This window comes from Actinomadura sp. 3N407 (genome assembly GCF_052245875.1).
Lineage (GTDB): Bacteria > Actinomycetota > Actinomycetes > Streptosporangiales > Streptosporangiaceae > Spirillospora.
In genome coordinates, this window is record NZ_JBQQBP010000017.1 from 72,551 (window position 1) to 88,367 (window position 15,817).

The window sequence follows — 15,817 nt, forward strand, 5'->3', positions numbered from 1 at the left end:
TCAGGCCCCCCATCCGGCGGCCTGGCCGCCCTTGCGTTCCTCGGCGATCCGCTCGTAGTAGCCGGACGCCTTGTAGGCGGCGACCGGGTCCGGGTGAAGGCCCATCTCCTCGCGGAGCTCGGCCAGCAGCGGGCGGACGTCGGTGTTGAACGCGTCCATGAACACCGCGTTGGCTTCGAGGACCTCACCGGACGACTGCGCGGCGGACAGCGCTTCGGCGTCCACGAGCAGCGCCTTGGCCGTGGCCTCCTGGACGTTCATCACCGAGCGGATCTGGCCCTGGATCTTCGGCTCGATGTTGTGGCACTGGTCGAGCATGAACGCCACGCCCGTCGCCGCGTCGTATCCGCCGCCCCGCACCACCTCGTACATGATGCGGAACAGCTGGAACGGGTCGGCGGAGCCGACCATCAGGTCGTCGTCGGCGTAGAAGCGGGAGTTGAAGTCGAACCCGCCGAGCCTCCCCTCCCGCAGCAGGAACGCGACGATGAACTCGATGTTGGTGCCGGGCGCGTGGTGCCCGGTGTCCACCACGACCTGCGCCTTCGGGCCGAGCTTCACGCAGTGCGCGTAGGAGGCGCCCCAGTCCGGCACGTCGGTCATGTAGAACGCCGGTTCGAACAGCTTGTACTCCAGCAGGAACCGCTGGTCGTCGCCGAGCCGCTCGTAGACGGCGGCGAGGGCTTCGGCCATCCGGTCCTGGCGGGTGCGGATGTCGTCCTGACCCGGGTAGTTCGTGCCGTCGGAGAACCACAGCTTCAGGTCGCGGGACCCCGTCATGTCCATGATGTCGACGGCCTCGAGCAGATGGTCGAGGGCCTTGCGGCGCACGGCGGGGTCGGGGTTGGTGACGCTGCCGAGCATGTAGTCGTCGTCCTGGAAGACGTTGGTGTTGACCGCGCCGATCCGCACCCCCTTCTCCTTGGCGTGCGCGGCCAGCGCGGCGTAGTCGTCCACCTTGTCCCAGGGGATGTGCACGGCCACGCTGGGCGCGACGCCCGTGAAGCGGTGCACCTGCGCGGCGTCGTCGATCTTCTCCTGCGGGGTGCGCGGCACGCCCCGCTGGGCGAAGACCTTGAAACGGGTCCCCGAGTTCCCGTACGCCCACGAGGGAGTCTCGATCTGCTGGCGGCGCAGGGCGTCCTTCACCGCGCTGGTGTCGTTCACGGTTACCTCTCTCAATCCAGTACTTCACTCAATCCAGATGGAAGACCTCGGGGAGCAGCCGCATCCCCTCATCGGGGCGGCCGTCGAGGTCTTCGAAGTACTGCGCCATCTCCGCCTGCCACCGCGCGTTGACCTCGGTGCGGGCCATCCGCTCCTGCGCGGCCTCGAAGTCGTCGGTCTCCAGGTAGCCGACGAGGAGGCCGTCCTCGCTCAGGAACAGCGAGTAGTTGTGCCAGCCGGAGTCGCGCAGGGCCGCCCGCATGTCGGGCCAGACCGCCTGGTGGCGCAGCTTGTACTCCTCCAGGCGGTCCTGCCTGACCTTCAGCAGGAAGCAGATCCGCTTCTTGCGCGAAGAGTCCGTGTCCATGTGCTCAGACATCCACGGGTCAGAAGTGGTACTCGTCGATGTTCTCGGCGTCGAAGACCGTCGGCGGGCCGAGGATGATCTCGCCGTTGGCGCCGATGGTGCGCTCGCCGAGCTTGCCGGCCTTCAGCTTCTCGCCCTGCTTGCCGGTGATCTGGCCGGACGCCAGCGCCGCCGCCGCGTAGGCGGAGAGGTAGCCGAGGTCCTTCGGGTCCCACAGCGCGAACGACTCGACCGTGTCGTTCTTGATGAACTTGCGCATCTGGTCCGGGGTGCCGAGGCCGGTCAGGACGACCTTGCCCTTGTACTCGGAGCCGGAGATGTAGCGGGCCGCGGCGGCGATGCCGACCGTGGTCGGCGAGATGATGCCCTTGAGGTTCGGGTACGCCTGAAGCAGGCCCTGCGTCTGCTGGAACGACTTCTGGTCGTTGTCGTCGCCGTAGGCGACCTTGACGAGCTTCATGTCGGCGTACTCGGGCTTCTTCAGTTCCTCCTTCATGAACTCGATCCAGGTGTTCTGGTTGGTGGCGTTCGCGGTCGCCGACAGGATCGCGATCTCGCCCTTGTGGTCGATCTGCTCGGCGAGGAGCTTGACCTGGCTGCGGCCGATCTCCTCGGAGCTGGCCTGGTTGATGAACACGTCCCGGCATTCGGGGTTGGTGTCGGAGTCGTAGGCGACGATCTTGATGTCCTTCGCCATCGCCTGCTTGAGCGGGCCGCACACCGCGTTCTCGTCGTTGGCGGCGATGAGGATCGCGTCGTGCTGCTGCTGGATGAGCGTGTTGATGTAGGAGACCTGCGAGGACGCCGACGCGTCGGACGGGCCGACCTCCTTGGCCTCCGCGCCGAACTCCTTGGCCGCCGCGATGCCGGCGTTGTCGACGATCGTCTCGTAGGGGTTGTTGACCTGCTTCGGCAGGAACGCGATCTTCAGGCCCTTCTTCAGGGGCGCGTTCGGGTCGGCGGTGGCGTTCCCGCCGGCCTTGCCCTCCCCGGAGGCGGACGAGGAGTCCTTCGTGGTTCCGCCGCATGCGGCCAGGCTGAGGGCCAGGACGCTCACCGTGGCTGTGGCCGTCAACCGGGCCGCCAGCCGTCGCGGGGCGCGCAAACGAGTGGTCATCTGGGTGCCTTTCAGAAATCCGGGTCTTGCTTCGGGGGTGGGTGGTCGCGGCGAGGGGCGTGCGGGGTCGCCCCGGGGCTAGGGGACGGCGGACGGGGTCGCGGGTCGCGCGCCCCTCCGTCTGCCCCGGGCCTCGCGCGCCACGGCGATCAGCCGCGGCGTGAGGACGCTGATGATGAGCAGCAGGCCGGTGACGATCGACTGGACCTCGGTGGAGACGTCGTTGAGCATCAGCAGGTTGCGGAGCAGGCCGATCAGCAGCACGGCGGCGATGACGCCGCCGAGGGTGCCCTTGCCGCCCTCGAAGTCGACGCCGCCGAGCAGCACGGCCGCGATGACGGCCAGTTCCAGGCCGAGGCCGTTGTCGGCGCGGGCGCTGCCGTAGCGGAGCGTGTAGATGATGCCGGCGAACCCGGCGACCAGGCCGGACACCACGAACAGGATCATCTTGATGCGCTTGACGCGGATGCCGGCGAAGTAGGCGGCGTCCTCCTGAGCGCCGATCGCGAACAGCGACCGTCCGATGCCGGTGGCGTGCAGGACGACGCCGGTGACGATGGCGAGCAGGACGAACAGCGCGATCGGGTACGGGATCGGGGTGCCGGGGATGGACGAGGTCGCGAGGTCGGTGTAGGTGAACGGGAACTCGGAGATGGCGCCGGTGCCGAGCGTCACGTACGCGAGGCCCCGGTAGAGGGTCATCGTGCCGATCGTGACGGCGAGGGACGGCAGCCCCAGCTTGGTGACGAGCAGCCCGTTGACGAGGCCGCAGACGACGCCGACGGCCAGGACCACCGGGATGATCGTCTCGATCGCCATGCCGCCGTCCCACATCTTGCCGGTCAGCGCGCTGCACAGGCCGAGGATGGAGGCGACCGACAGGTCGACCTGCCCGCACACGACCAGCAGCGTCATCGGCAGCGCGATCAGCGCGATCTCGCTGAGGTCGAGCAGCGCGAACGACAGGTTGCCGTTGCTCGCGAAGTCGGGCGAGAACCCGGCGCCGCCGAAGAACACCATGATCAGCAGCGCGGTGATGGCGGTCTCCCACCGCACCATGCGTCCCAGTCGGCTCATGACCGGCCCTTCCCTTCCGGAGCCGTGGTCTCGGTGGTCCCGGCCGTGTCCATGTCTCGGTGCGCGTCCCGATCGGGCCGCGCGTCGCCGTCGGGTCGCGGGTCCACGTCGTGGTGCGCGGCCGACTCCAGGGATCGCTGTTTCAGCGCCCGGGTGACGCGGAGCGCCAGGAGCCGGTCGACGCTGATGGCCAGCAGCAGGAGGACACCGGTGATCGCCTCCTGCCAGAACGAGTTGACCTTGAGCACCACCAGCACGCTGCCGATGGTGGTGAGCAGCAGCGCGCCGAGCGCCGCCCCGTACACGGTGCCGACGCCGCCGGTGATCGCGACGCCGCCGACGACGACGGCGGCGACGACCGTCAGCTCCCAGCCGTGCGCGGCGTCAGCGACGACGGTGCCGAACCGGGCGAGCCACAGCACCCCGGCGAGGCCCGCGAGGGCGCCGCTGACCAGGTAGGCGGTGAGGATGCGGCGGCGGATCGACACGCCGGCGAGCATCGCGGCCTCGGGGCTGGACCCGATCGCGTAGTACTCGCGTCCGGACGAGTAGGAGCGCAGGTAGTAGCCGACGGCCAGCATCACGGCGACGGTGATGATCGGCAGGGAGGGGATGCCGAGGACGCCGTCGTTGCCGAGGCTGAGGACCGACGCCGGAAGCTCGGAGGCGCTGATCTGGTCGCCGTGCGCGATGCGGTAGTCGAGCCCTTGGATCACGTACAGCGTGCCGAGGGTGACCACGAGGGAGGGGACGCGGCAGAAGCTGACGAGCAGGCCGTTCACCAGCCCGCAGGCCAGTCCGATGAGGACGCCGACCACGAGGACCAGCACGACGTTCCGGTCGCCGCCGGAGGCGAACTTGCCGGCGGTGAACGCGACGAGCCCGACGACGGAGCCGACCGACAGGTCGATGTTGCGGGTGACGACGACCATGCTCTGCCCGACGGCGAGCAGGACCAGGATCGAGGCGTTGAGGAAGATGTCCTTCACGCCCTGGCCCGACAGGAACCGCGGGTTGGCGACCGTGGTGCCGACGACCAGGACGACCAGGGCGCCGAGGATGCTGAGCTCGCGTGCGCGCAGCACCAGTTCGACCAGGCGGCGCCCGCCCCCGCGGGCACCGCCCGATCCCGGTCTGGCCGGTGACTGGGTGAGTACGGTCATCGGGTCAGGCCGCCTTTCCGTTGCCGGCGCGGCCGGTGGCGGCGGCCATCACGCTCTCCTCGGTCGCGTCCGCGCGGGGGATCTCGGCGGTGAGCCGGCCCTCGTGCATGACCAGCACGCGGTCGGCCATGCCGATCACCTCCGGCAGGTCGGAGGAGATCATCAGTACCGCGAGGTCCTGCGCGGCGAGCTCCGACAGCAGCCGGTGCACCTCGGCCTTGGTGCCGACGTCGATGCCGCGGGTCGGCTCGTCCACGATGAGGACGGCCGGCTCGGTGGCCAGCCACTTGGCGAGCACGACCTTCTGCTGGTTGCCGCCCGACAGCACGCCGACGGCGTCGGTGAGCCGGGAGTACTTGAGCTGGAGCCGCAGCCCCCAGTCGGCGGCGCGGTCGCGTTCCACCTTCCGGGAGATGAGGCCGCCGCGGCCGGTCTGGCGGCGCAGCGTGCGCAGCTGGGTGAGGCCCATGTTGCGTTCGATGGACATGTCCATGACCAGGCCCTGCAGGCGGCGGTCCTCGGGGACGAGCGCGAGCCCGGCCGACATCGCGGCGGTCGGGCTGCCGGCGGGCAGGGCGCGCCCGGCGACCTCGACGTTCCCGGCGTCCCAGCGGTCCACGCCGAAGATCGCGCGGGCGACCTCGCTGCGGCCGGCGCCGACCAGCCCGGCCAGCGCGACGATCTCGCCGCGGCGGACCTCGAAGGAGATGTCGGTGAAGGCACCCTCGCGGGTCAGCCGGCTGACCTTCAGCGCGACCTCGCCGGGCGTCACGTCCTGCTTGGGGTAGAGCGCGTCGAGGTCGCGGCCGACCATCCGGCGGACGAGGTCGTCGGGGGTGAGGTCGGCGGTCGGGTCGGTGCCGACGTGGGCGCCGTCGCGCAGCGTGGTGACCCGCCGGCACAGCTCGAAGATCTCTTCCAGCCGGTGCGAGATGAACAGGACGGCGCAGCCGTGCTCGCTCAGGGTGCGGGTGACCGCGAACAGCCGGGCGACCTCCTGGCCGGTGAGCGCGGCGGTGGGCTCGTCCATGATGAGGACGCGCGCGTCCCGGGAGATGGCCTTGGCGATCTCGACGACCTGCTGGTCGGCGATCGACAGCCCGCGGGCGGGCTGCTGCGGGTCGAGCGCGACGCCGAGCCGCCGGAACAGCTTCGCGGTCTCGGCGTGCATGGCGCGGCGGTCGATGCGGCCGAGCCCTGAGATGTGACCACGGGCGCGCGGCTGGCGGCCCATGAAGATGTTCTCGGCGACCGACAGGTCGGGGAACAGGGTGGGTTCCTGGTAGATGACGGCGACGCCGGCGGTCTGCGCGTCGGCGGGTCCGTGGAAGGTCACCGGCTCGCCGTCGACGCGCACCTCGCCCGCGTCGGGGCGGTACACCCCTGCGAACGTTTTTACGACCGTGGACTTGCCCGCACCGTTCTCTCCGGCCAGGGCGTGCACCTCGCCCGCGTGCAGCTCCAGGGTGACGCCCTGGAGGGCGCGCACGGCGCCGAACGACTTGCTCACGTTGACCAGTGCCAATGTCGGCGGCGCCGACCGGCCGGGTGCACCCATCGCGGCCCTCCTCGCGGGGCAGGTCTATGACCACCTGATGAAAAACGTTTTAACGTGATGTTGCGGAGGACGCTAGAGTCACGCCGCGCAGCCGTCAAGAGGCAACCCGCTCGAAGATCCCGCCGGATGCGGCGAGAATGGCGGCGCCACAGGGGCGGGGACGTTGTCGAAGTCGCCCGCGGCCGAGGCCGTGCCGCCCGGCAGGTACCCCGATGTGTCGACAGCGGGCTTGACACGTTTTAATTCGATGACCAAAGTGAAGCGGCACGGCGAGCGACGCATCCAGAGGCGCATTCACACATTCACAGGCACAGTCACACAGGCGCGGGCACAGTCACACAGGCGCGGGCACGGGCACATTCACGCGGACGGACCGGGGGCACACAGATTGAGCACAGACGACACCGGGCGTCCCGGGCACTTGAGCCGTACCGTCGGCATCAAGCAGGTCGCGGCGCACGCCGGCGTCTCGCCGGGAACCGTGTCGAACGTGCTCAACCGGCCCGAGCGCGTCGCCGAGGCGACCCGGATCCGCGTCGAGCAGGCCATCCGCGAACTCGGGTTCGTCCGCAACGGCTCGGCGTCGACGCTGCGCGCCGGGCACAGCAGCACGATCGGGCTGATGGTCCTCGACCTCGCCAACCCGTTCTTCACCGACGTCGCCCGCGGCGTCGAGGACATCGCCAGCGAACGCGGCTACGCGGTGATCCTGTCGTCGTCCGGCGAGTCGGACGAGCGGGAGCAGCGCAACCTGCGGGTGCTCGCCGAGCAGCGGGTCCGCGGCGTCCTGCTGACCCCGGTCGGCGACGACGGCGAGGCCGCCGACCGGCTGCAGGATCGGGGCGTCCCCGTGGTGCTGCTCGACCATCCGACGCCGCGCGCCAACCAGTGCTCCGTCGCCGTCGACGACGTCGCGGGCGGTGAACTCGCGGTCGGTGAGCTGCTGGACGGCGGCGCCCGCACGCTGGCGTTCGTCACCGGCCCCAGCGTGCTGCGACAGTGCACCGACCGCCGCAAGGGCGCGCTGCGGGCGCTGCGCGCCGCGGGCCTCGGCCGTGAGGTGATGCGCGAGGTGACGGTCGGGGCGATGAACGCCCGGTCCGGGCAGGAGGCGGCGCGGCGGCTGCTGGAGGCCGGTCCGCCGCTGCCCGACGCGATCTTCTGCGCGAACGACCTGCTCGCCCTCGGCGTGCTGCGCGTGCTGGTGCAGGCCGGGCTGAAGGTGCCGGCCGACATCGCGCTGATCGGGTACGACGACATCGAGTTCTCGGCGGCGGCCGCGGTCCCGCTGAGCTCGGTGCGGCAGCCCACCTACCAGCTCGGCCGGATCGCGACCGAACTGCTGCTGGAGGAGTGCGACGAGTCGGGCGGGCATGCCCACCAGCAGGTCATGTTCCAGCCCGAGCTGGTGGTCCGCGAGTCCAGTCGCCCTGGAGGCGCCTCATGAAGGTGGCGTTGTTCCTCACCTGCGTGAACGACACGATGTACCCGGAGACGGGCAAGGCGATGGTGCGGCTGCTGCGGCGGCTCGGCCACGACGTCGAGTTCCCGGCCGCGCAGACCTGCTGCGGGCAGATGCACCTCAACACCGGCTACCGGCGGCAGGCCCTCCACCTGGTGAAGGGGTTCTCGGAGACGTTCGAGCCCTACGACGCCGTCGTGACGCCGTCCGCGTCCTGCGCCGCGATGATCCGCGACTGGCATCCGAAGCTGGCGCCGCGGACCGCCGGGGTCGCGTCGCGCGTGCACGAGCTGTCGGAGTTCCTGGTGGACGTGCTGGGCGTCACCGATGTGGGCGCCTACTTCCCGCACCGCGTCACCTACCATCCGACGTGCCACTCGCTGCGGATGCTGCGCGTCGGGGACCGGCCGCTGCGGCTGCTGCGCGAGGTCCGCGGCATCGAGCTGGCCGACCTGCCGGACGCCGCCGAATGCTGCGGGTTCGGCGGGACGTTCGCGCTGAAGAACTCCGAGGTGTCGGCCGCGATGTGCGCGGACAAGGTCACCGCCGTCCGGGAGACCGGGGCCGAGGCGCTGTGCGCCGCCGACAACTCCTGCCTGATGCACATCGGCGGCGCCCTCACCCGTACCCGCGCCGGGGTACGGACCGTCCATCTGGCCGAGATCCTCGCCTCCACCGAGGAGGAACAGAAATGAGCGGAGCGAACCGGGGGGCACGGGGGGCCGGCCCCCCACGAGGAACACGCACGGCATCGTCCTCGATGCCCACGTACGTCGGGATGCCGTCCTTCCCGGACGCGGCGCGGGGCGCGGTGGCCGACGCGCGGCTGCGCGGCAACCTCGCCCACGCGACCACCACGATCCGGGGGCGGCGCGAATCCGCCGTCGCGGAACTGGACGACTGGCCCGCGCTGCGCGAGTCGGGCAAGCAGATCAAGGACCACGTCCTGGAGAACCTCGGCCACTACCTGCGCCTCCTGGAGGAGAAGGTCACCGAGGCGGGCGGGACGGTGCACTGGGCGCGGGACGCGGGCGAGGCCAACCGGATCGTCGCCGGCCTGGTGAAGGCGACCGGCGAGACCGAGGTCGTCAAGGTCAAGTCGATGGCCACGCAGGAGATCGGCCTGAACGAGTTCCTCGCAGAGGAGGGCGTCACCGCCTACGAGACCGACCTCGCCGAGCTGATCGTCCAGTTGGGGGACGACCGGCCGTCGCACATCCTCGTCCCCGCCATCCATCGGAACCGCGCCGACATCCGCGACATCTTCATGCGCGAGATGGAGGGCGCGCCGGAGGGGCTGACCGACTCCCCCGCCGCGCTGGCGGAGGCGGCCCGCCGCCATCTGCGCGCCAAGTTCCTGTCGGCGAAGGTCGCCGTGTCGGGCGTGAACTTCGCCGTCGCCGACACCGGCACCCTCGTCGTCCTGGAATCGGAGGGCAACGGGCGGATGTGCCTCACCCTGCCCGAGACGCTGATCTCGGTGATGGGCGTGGAGAAGATCGTTCCGAGCCGGCGGGACCTGGAGGTGTTCCTGCAGCTGCTCCCCCGCTCGTCCACGGCCGAGCGGATGAACCCCTACACCTCCACCTGGACGGGTGTGCACCCCGGTGACGGCCCGCGCGACTTCCACCTCGTCCTGCTGGACAACGGCCGCCTCGACACGCTGGCCGACGAGGTGGGCCGGCAGGCGCTGCGCTGCATCCGCTGCTCCGCGTGCCTGAACGTGTGCCCGGTCTACCAGCGCGCGGGCGGTCACGCCTACGGGTCGCCGTATCCGGGGCCGATCGGCGCGATCCTGTCCCCGCAGATCCGGGGCATCGGGTCGGACGTGGACGCCTCGCTGCCGTACGCGTCGACGCTGTGCGGGGCGTGCTTCGACGCGTGCCCCGTCGCGATCGACATCCCGGAGGTGCTCGTCCATCTGCGGGCCCGCGCCGTCGAGAAGGGCCCCCGGCATCCGCTGGAACGGGTGGCGATGACGGCGGCCGGGTGGACGCTGCGCTCCCCCACCCGGCTCGGGCTCGCGCAGCGCGCCGCGTCCGCGAGCCGCCGCGTCGTGGCGCGCGGCGGCCGGATCCGGCGGCTGCCCGGCCCGCTCGGCGCCTGGACCGAGACGCGGGACGCGCCCGCGCCGCCGCCCGAGTCGTTCCGCGCCTGGTGGGCCCGGACCGGCGGCGGCCGCGACGCAGGCGACGTAGACAAGGCAGACAACGTCGGCAGCGCAGACGACGTTGGCAACGCAGGCGACGAAGATCACGTTGGAGGGAATCCGTGAACGCGCGTGAGGAGATCCTCCGCCGTGTAGAGGAGATCGTGCCCGCCCGCCCGGCCGCCGAGGTCGCCGCCTCCTACGACCGGATCGATCGGGACTACCTGCGCCGCCACCACGACGGCGGTGTCCTCGACCTGTTCGCCGAGCGGGTCGCCGACTACCGCGCGACGGTCCTGCGGGTCTCCCCGGCCGACGTGCCGGCGACGGTCGCGGAGCGGCTCTCGGCCCGGCCCGGCACCTACGGCGTGCCCGGCGACCTGCCCGGCGAGTGGCTCGCCGCGGCCGGCGTCCCGCTCGTCCGGGATCCGGACATCGCGTCGCTGGACGGGCTGGCGGGCGCGGTCACCGGCTGCGCCGCCGCGATCGCCGAGACCGGCACGGTCGTCCTCGACCACGGCGCCGCTCAGGGGCCGCGCGCGCTGTCGCTCGTCCCCGACTACCACCTGATCGTCGTCCTCGCCGATCAGGTCGCGCCGGACGTGCCCGAAGCCCTGGAACGGCTCGACCCGTACCGGCCGCTGACGTTCGTGTCCGGCCCCTCCGCCACGAGTGACATCGAGCTGTCACGTGTGGAGGGCGTGCACGGTCCGCGGACGCTGGAGGTGCTGGTCGTCTCATGAGCGCTGCGACCTTCGCGGCCGTCGACCTCGGGGCGTCCAGCGGGCGTGTCATGTCCGGACGTGTCGGCCAGGGCATGCTGGAGCTGGACGAGATCCGCCGCTTCGCCAACCGTCCCGTCCGCGTCAACGGCACCCTGCACTGGGACATCCTCGGGCTTTACGGCAACGTCCTCGACGGGCTGCGTGCGGCCCCGCCCGGGCCGGCCTCGGTGGGCATCGACTCGTGGGCCGTCGACTACGGCCTCCTGGACGCGGGCGGGCGACTGCTGGGAAACCCCGTCCACTACCGCGACGCCCGCACCGACGGCGTGATGGACCGCGTCCGCGCGGAGCTGGGCGACGACCTCCTCTACCGGACGTCGGGTCTCCAGTTCCTCCCGTTCAACACGATCTACCAGCTGGCGGCGGACGACCTGTCCCGGGCGAGCACGCTCCTGCTGATCCCCGACCTTCTCGCCTACTGGCTCACGGGCGAGATCGGCGCCGAGCGGACCAACGCGTCCACGACCGGCCTCCTGGACGTCCGCGACGGCACCTGGTCGCGGGAGCTGCTGGCGCGGCTGAACCTCCCGGCGGGGATCCTCCCGCCCCTCCGGAACCCCGGCGAGATCGTCGGGACCCTCCGCGGGGACGTGGCGGACGAGACCGGCCACCCGGGTCTGCGGGTCGCCGCCGTCGGTTCCCACGACACCGCCTCCGCCGTCGCCGCCGTCCCCGCCACCACCGGACGGTTCGCCTACATCTCCTGCGGCACCTGGTCGCTGGTCGGCGTCGAGCTGGACGCGCCCGTCGTGACCGGGGCGAGCCGCGAGGCCAACTTCACCAACGAGGGCGGCGTCGACGGGACGGTCCGCTACCTGCGCAACGTGATGGGCCTGTGGCTCCTCCAGGAGTCCCTGCGGACCTGGGGCGACGCCGACCTGCCCGCACTGCTCGCCGAGGCGGAGCACGTCCCGGGGCTGCGCCGCCTCATCGACCCCGACGACCCGGAGTTCCTGGCGCCCGGCGACATGCCCGCCCGCATCGCCGCGCACTGCCGCCGCCGCGGCCTCCCCGCACCGGTCACCCGCGCCGAGACGGTCCGCTGCATCGTGGACAGCCTCGCCCTCGCGCACCGCGCCACGCTCCGCGAGGCGTCCCGCCTGTCCGGCCGGGAGATCGAGGTGGTCCACCTCGTCGGCGGCGGCAGCCGCAACGACCTGCTGTGCCGCCTGACCGCCGACGCGGCCGGCCTCCCGGTCGTCGCCGGACCGGTGGAGGCGACCGCCCTCGGCAACGTGCTGGCCCAGGCCCGCGCGCACGGTGTCGTCGGGGACCTGGCGGAGGCCCGCGCCCTGGTCGCCGCGACGCAGGCGCTCCGCCACTACACGCCGTCCGGTGACGAGTCCGCATGGGCGGCCGCCGCCGCCCATCTCGGCCTGGAACGCTGACCGGCCCGCCAGGGTCCGGATGTCACGGCGGCGAGACGGTTTACCGTCCCGAGGTTGACACGGGGCGCCCTAGGACGGTTGATAGCAGTGAACGCTGATGCGATGAAACGCTGATGCAGTGAAAGGCACGGTCACGAAGGCACCGTCACGAAAAGCACGGTCACGAAAAGCACGGTCACGAAAAGCGCCGTCACGGAAGGCACCGTCACGAAGGCACGGTCACGGAGGAGGCCGGTCCGTGGGATGACGCGCTGGCGGAGGCGTGTTGCCTCACCTTATTGACGTTCCACCCGATAGGGTGAATCTCGCCAGTTCTCAGGAACCGCAACGATGAGCAAGATCACGGCGTATCGGCCGCCTGTCGCTGTTGGGGTGTGGACATGGAGGGTCGTGCGGCCCGCGACGCCGGGGCTCGGTCCGGCAACGCTCCGCTGGTTGGGCGACATGTCGCGCTGCAGGAGATCGGCCGCGTTCTCGACGCGACCGAGCGCGGGTACGGCTTCCTGGCGCTGGTCGGCGAGCCGGGCGCGGGCAAGACGCGGCTGCTGAACGAACTGGCCGACGGCGCGATCGCGCGGAAGCTGCCGTTCGTGGCGGGACGCGCGGCGGAGTTCGAGCAGGAGATGCCGTTCGGCGCCGTGGTCGACGCCCTCGACGACCGTCTCGAAGAGCACACACTGAACCTGTCCCCCGCGGCGCTGCGGCTGCTCGGGACGGTCTTCCCCGCGCTGGGCGACCTGACCGACCCGGCTCAGGTCACCGGCGGAGCCGCCTCCCCCGCCTCGCACGTGGCCCGGTACCAGCTGCACCGCACCGTTCGGCATCTGCTGGAGGACCTCGCCGAACCGGACGGGCTCGTGCTGATCCTGGACGACCTGCACTGGGCCGACGACGCGACGATCGAGCTGATGGACCATCTGGTCCGGCATCCGCCGCGCGCCCGGGTGCTGGTGGCGGTCGCCTACCGGCCCGCGCAGGCGTCGCCGCGGCTGGCGGCGCTGGTGGACGCCGCGGGACCGCAGGGCGTGCGGGTCACCGCCGACCCGCTCAGCCAGAGCGAGGTCGCGGAGTTCCTCGGGCCGGGCGTGAGCCGGTCGCGCTGCGAGGCGCTGTTCAAGGCCAGCGGCGGCAACCCGTTCTACCTGGAGGCCCTGTCCAAGATGGGCGACGGGGCCGGCCCGGCCGGACGTGACGGCACCCGGCTGCAGGGCTGGGAGAACGGCGTCGCGAGCCTGACCGAGGTGCCGCCCGCAGTGCGGGCCGCGCTGCAGGTGGAGCTGAGTGCCCTGCCGCCCGAGGCGCTGCTGATGGCGCGGGGCGCCGCCGTCGCCGCGGACGTGTTCGAGCCCGCCCTCGCCGCGGTGGCCGCGGAGATGGAGCAGAACGCCGCCCTGACCGCGCTGGACGTGCTGACCGGCCATGACGTCGTCCGTCCCGCGCCGGGCGGGCGGTTCCGTTTCCGGCACCCGCTGGTGCGGCACGTCGCCTACGCCTCGACGGCGGCGGGCTGGCGGATCGCCGCGCATTCGCGGGTGTCGTCGCGGCTGTCGGAACTGGGCGCCCCGGCGGCCGTCCGCGCCCACCACGTGGTGCGGTCGGCGCGGTTCGGCGACCCGGAGGCGATCCGGACGCTGGTGGAGGCCGCCCGCGTCGTCGCGCTCCAGGCGCCCGGCACCGCCGCGTACTGGCTGAAGGCGGCGCTGGAGCTGATGCCGGACGCCGCCGGCCCGGAGCACCCGGACAAGACCGGGCACCAAGACGAGACCGGGCATTCAGACAAGACCGGGCATCCAGACAAGACCGGGCATCCAGACAAGACCGGGTATCCGGACAAGGTGGAACTGCTGGTCGAGCTGGCCCACATGCAGGCCGTCAGCGGCCACGCCGAGGAGGGCCGCGAGACCGCCCACACGCTGCTCGGGGTGCTGCCGCCCGACGACACCGTCCGCCGCGCCCGGACGGTCCACATGTGCGCGATCATGGAGCGGCAGGTCGGCCGGATCCACGAGGCCCGCGCGATCGTCCTGGACGAACTGCGCCGCATCACCGACCGGCAGACCCCCGAGGCGGTCCTGCTGCGGATCCGGCTCGTCGCCGACCGCATCCAGCGGGCCGACAGCCGCGGCTCGCAGGCCATCCTGGACACCATCCCCGACAGTGCCCCCGGGTGGGGGCCGGGGCTGACGGCGGCGGTCGCGTCGATGCGCCCGATCGTCGCCTACGTCCGGGGGGAGGTCGAGGAGGCCATCGGCCACGCGCAGACCGCCGACCAGCTGTTCTCCGCCGCGTCCGACAACGACTTCGCCGACTGCCTGGACTGCTTCGCCTGGCTGGTGTTCGCCGAGTCGTTCCTCGGCATGTACGACCCGGCGCTGCGGCACGCGGAGCGGCTCGTGTCGATCACCCGGACGACCGGGCAGACGTTCATCCTCGGCTACATGCTGGCCGGGCAGTCCCGCGTCCTGGCGCAGCTGGGGCGCATGGAGGAGGCCGCCGCCGTCGCCGACGAGGCCGCCGCGGTCGGCCGCGACCTGCGCTCGAAGGAGGTACTGGCCTACGGGCTCATCCAGCAGTGCCTGACGGCGAGCTGGATGGGCGACCACGACCGGGCGCTGCGGGCCGGTGAGGAGGCGGTCGCCAACGACACCGGGTCGGGCGAGTGGTGGACGCACATGGCGCACGTCGCCCGCGCCCTCGCGATCATCAACGAGGGCAGGCTGGAGGAGGGCGCCACCGCGCTGATCGCCGCGTGCGGCGACGGCACCCACGGCCTGGACTTCAGCACGCTGGTGATCTGCGCGGAGGCGCTCGCGGGAGTCCGCGCCGCGCAGGAGGACGCCGGCGACGCCGCCAGATGGGCCGGCATCGCCGAGGCGATCGCCGATCCGATGATGACCGGTGACGTCGGCATGGCGAGGCTGACCCGCGCCCACGCGATCCGGGCCGCCGACCCGGCCGGGTCGGCGGCGCTGGCCGCCGAGGCCGCCGACCTGCTCACCAAGGCGGGGCGCCGTCCGGAGGCGGGACGCGCCGAACTGGCCGCCGGCCTCGCGCACGCGGCCACCGGCGACCGCGCCCAGGCCCGCGAGCGGGTCCGCGCGGCGGCGGAGACCTTCCAGGCGTGCGGGCTGCGGGGCCTGCACGCGCAGGCCGTACGGGAGCAGCGGCGCCTCGGCGTCCGGGTGCCGGCGACGGGCGGACGCTCCGCCGCGGGGCAGGGCAAGAGCGCGAAGGGCGCGAAGGAGAAGCTGCCGTTCGGGCTGTCGCCGCGCGAGCACGAGATCGCCATGCTCGTCGCCGAGGGCCGCAGCAACCAGCAGATCGCCGAGCGGCTGTATCTGAGCGTCCGGACGGTCGAGACCCACCTGTCCCGCGTCTTCACCAAGATCGGCGTCTCCTCGCGGGTCGGCGTGGCGACCAAGATGAACCGGCCAGAGTGAACCGGCCAGAGTGAACCATAGAGACTGATTCCGACTCTTAGTTCACGTAGGTCCCGTACATACGGCCGGTCCGATGTTCCACGTAAGTACGGGTTCTCCACGATGCCGCGCTGATGTACGCGTTTGGCAAGGTTAGGGCGTCAG

At 71.7% G+C, this 15,817-nt stretch carries 12 protein-coding genes; 6 read left to right on the forward strand and 6 right to left on the reverse strand.

Going from position 1 to position 15,817, the window contains the following annotated elements; genetic code table 11:
• The 6 genes from rhaI to ACTWPP_RS34015 all read right to left on the reverse strand — a co-directional run bounded on the left by rhaI (nt 1) and on the right by ACTWPP_RS34015 (nt 6,449).
• Nucleotides 1–1,167 (reverse strand): L-rhamnose isomerase, encoded by a 1,167-nt coding sequence (rhaI, locus tag ACTWPP_RS33990; protein WP_443108499.1) that lies wholly within the window; start codon nt 1,165–1,167, stop codon nt 1–3.
• A 28-nt stretch (nt 1,168–1,195) separates the two neighbouring features.
• Complete coding sequence (locus tag ACTWPP_RS33995; protein WP_443108500.1) at nt 1,196–1,534, reverse strand: L-rhamnose mutarotase; 339 nt, start codon at nt 1,532–1,534, stop codon at nt 1,196–1,198.
• 19 nt (nt 1,535–1,553) lie between these two features.
• Nucleotides 1,554–2,651 (reverse strand): rhamnose ABC transporter substrate-binding protein, encoded by a 1,098-nt coding sequence (rhaS, locus tag ACTWPP_RS34000; RefSeq protein ID WP_443108501.1) that lies wholly within the window; start codon nt 2,649–2,651, stop codon nt 1,554–1,556.
• Nucleotides 2,652–2,729: 78 nt separating this feature from the next.
• Nucleotides 2,730–3,728 (reverse strand): ABC transporter permease, encoded by a 999-nt coding sequence (locus ACTWPP_RS34005; RefSeq protein ID WP_443108502.1) that lies wholly within the window; start codon nt 3,726–3,728, stop codon nt 2,730–2,732.
• The gene (locus tag ACTWPP_RS34010) at nt 3,725–4,891 is read right to left on the reverse strand and encodes an ABC transporter permease (protein WP_443108503.1); all 1,167 of its coding nucleotides are present in this window, start codon (nt 4,889–4,891) and stop codon (nt 3,725–3,727) included. The genes ACTWPP_RS34005 and ACTWPP_RS34010 overlap by 4 nt, the downstream gene beginning before the upstream one ends.
• A 4-nt stretch (nt 4,892–4,895) precedes the next feature.
• Nucleotides 4,896–6,449: a sugar ABC transporter ATP-binding protein gene (locus ACTWPP_RS34015; protein WP_443108504.1), complete on the reverse strand. Its 1,554-nt coding sequence runs from the start codon at nt 6,447–6,449 to the stop codon at nt 4,896–4,898.
• A 388-nt stretch (nt 6,450–6,837) separates the two neighbouring features.
• Between ACTWPP_RS34015 and ACTWPP_RS34020 the strand changes: the two genes are divergently transcribed.
• The 6 genes from ACTWPP_RS34020 (at nt 6,838) to ACTWPP_RS34045 (ending at nt 15,673) form a co-directional block, all read left to right on the forward strand.
• Complete coding sequence (locus ACTWPP_RS34020) at nt 6,838–7,896, forward strand: LacI family DNA-binding transcriptional regulator (RefSeq protein ID WP_443108505.1); 1,059 nt, start codon at nt 6,838–6,840, stop codon at nt 7,894–7,896.
• Nucleotides 7,893–8,606 (forward strand): (Fe-S)-binding protein, encoded by a 714-nt coding sequence (locus tag ACTWPP_RS34025; protein WP_443108506.1) that lies wholly within the window; start codon nt 7,893–7,895, stop codon nt 8,604–8,606. The genes ACTWPP_RS34020 and ACTWPP_RS34025 overlap by 4 nt, the downstream gene beginning before the upstream one ends.
• An 83-nt stretch (nt 8,607–8,689) precedes the next feature.
• Nucleotides 8,690–10,186 carry a LutB/LldF family L-lactate oxidation iron-sulfur protein gene (locus tag ACTWPP_RS34030; RefSeq protein ID WP_443108628.1) on the forward strand — a complete coding sequence of 499 codons (1,497 nt, stop codon included), beginning with the start codon at nt 8,690–8,692 and terminating at the stop codon, nt 10,184–10,186.
• A complete protein-coding gene (locus ACTWPP_RS34035) occupies nt 10,183–10,803 on the forward strand; it encodes a LutC/YkgG family protein (RefSeq protein ID WP_443108507.1) in 621 nt (206 codons plus the stop codon). The genes ACTWPP_RS34030 and ACTWPP_RS34035 overlap by 4 nt, the downstream gene beginning before the upstream one ends.
• Nucleotides 10,800–12,233 (forward strand): rhamnulokinase, encoded by a 1,434-nt coding sequence (locus tag ACTWPP_RS34040; RefSeq protein WP_443108508.1) that lies wholly within the window; start codon nt 10,800–10,802, stop codon nt 12,231–12,233. The genes ACTWPP_RS34035 and ACTWPP_RS34040 overlap by 4 nt, the downstream gene beginning before the upstream one ends.
• Nucleotides 12,234–12,613: 380 nt before the next feature.
• Nucleotides 12,614–15,673 (forward strand): helix-turn-helix transcriptional regulator, encoded by a 3,060-nt coding sequence (locus ACTWPP_RS34045; protein WP_443108509.1) that lies wholly within the window; start codon nt 12,614–12,616, stop codon nt 15,671–15,673.
• Nucleotides 15,674–15,817 lie beyond the last annotated feature (144 nt).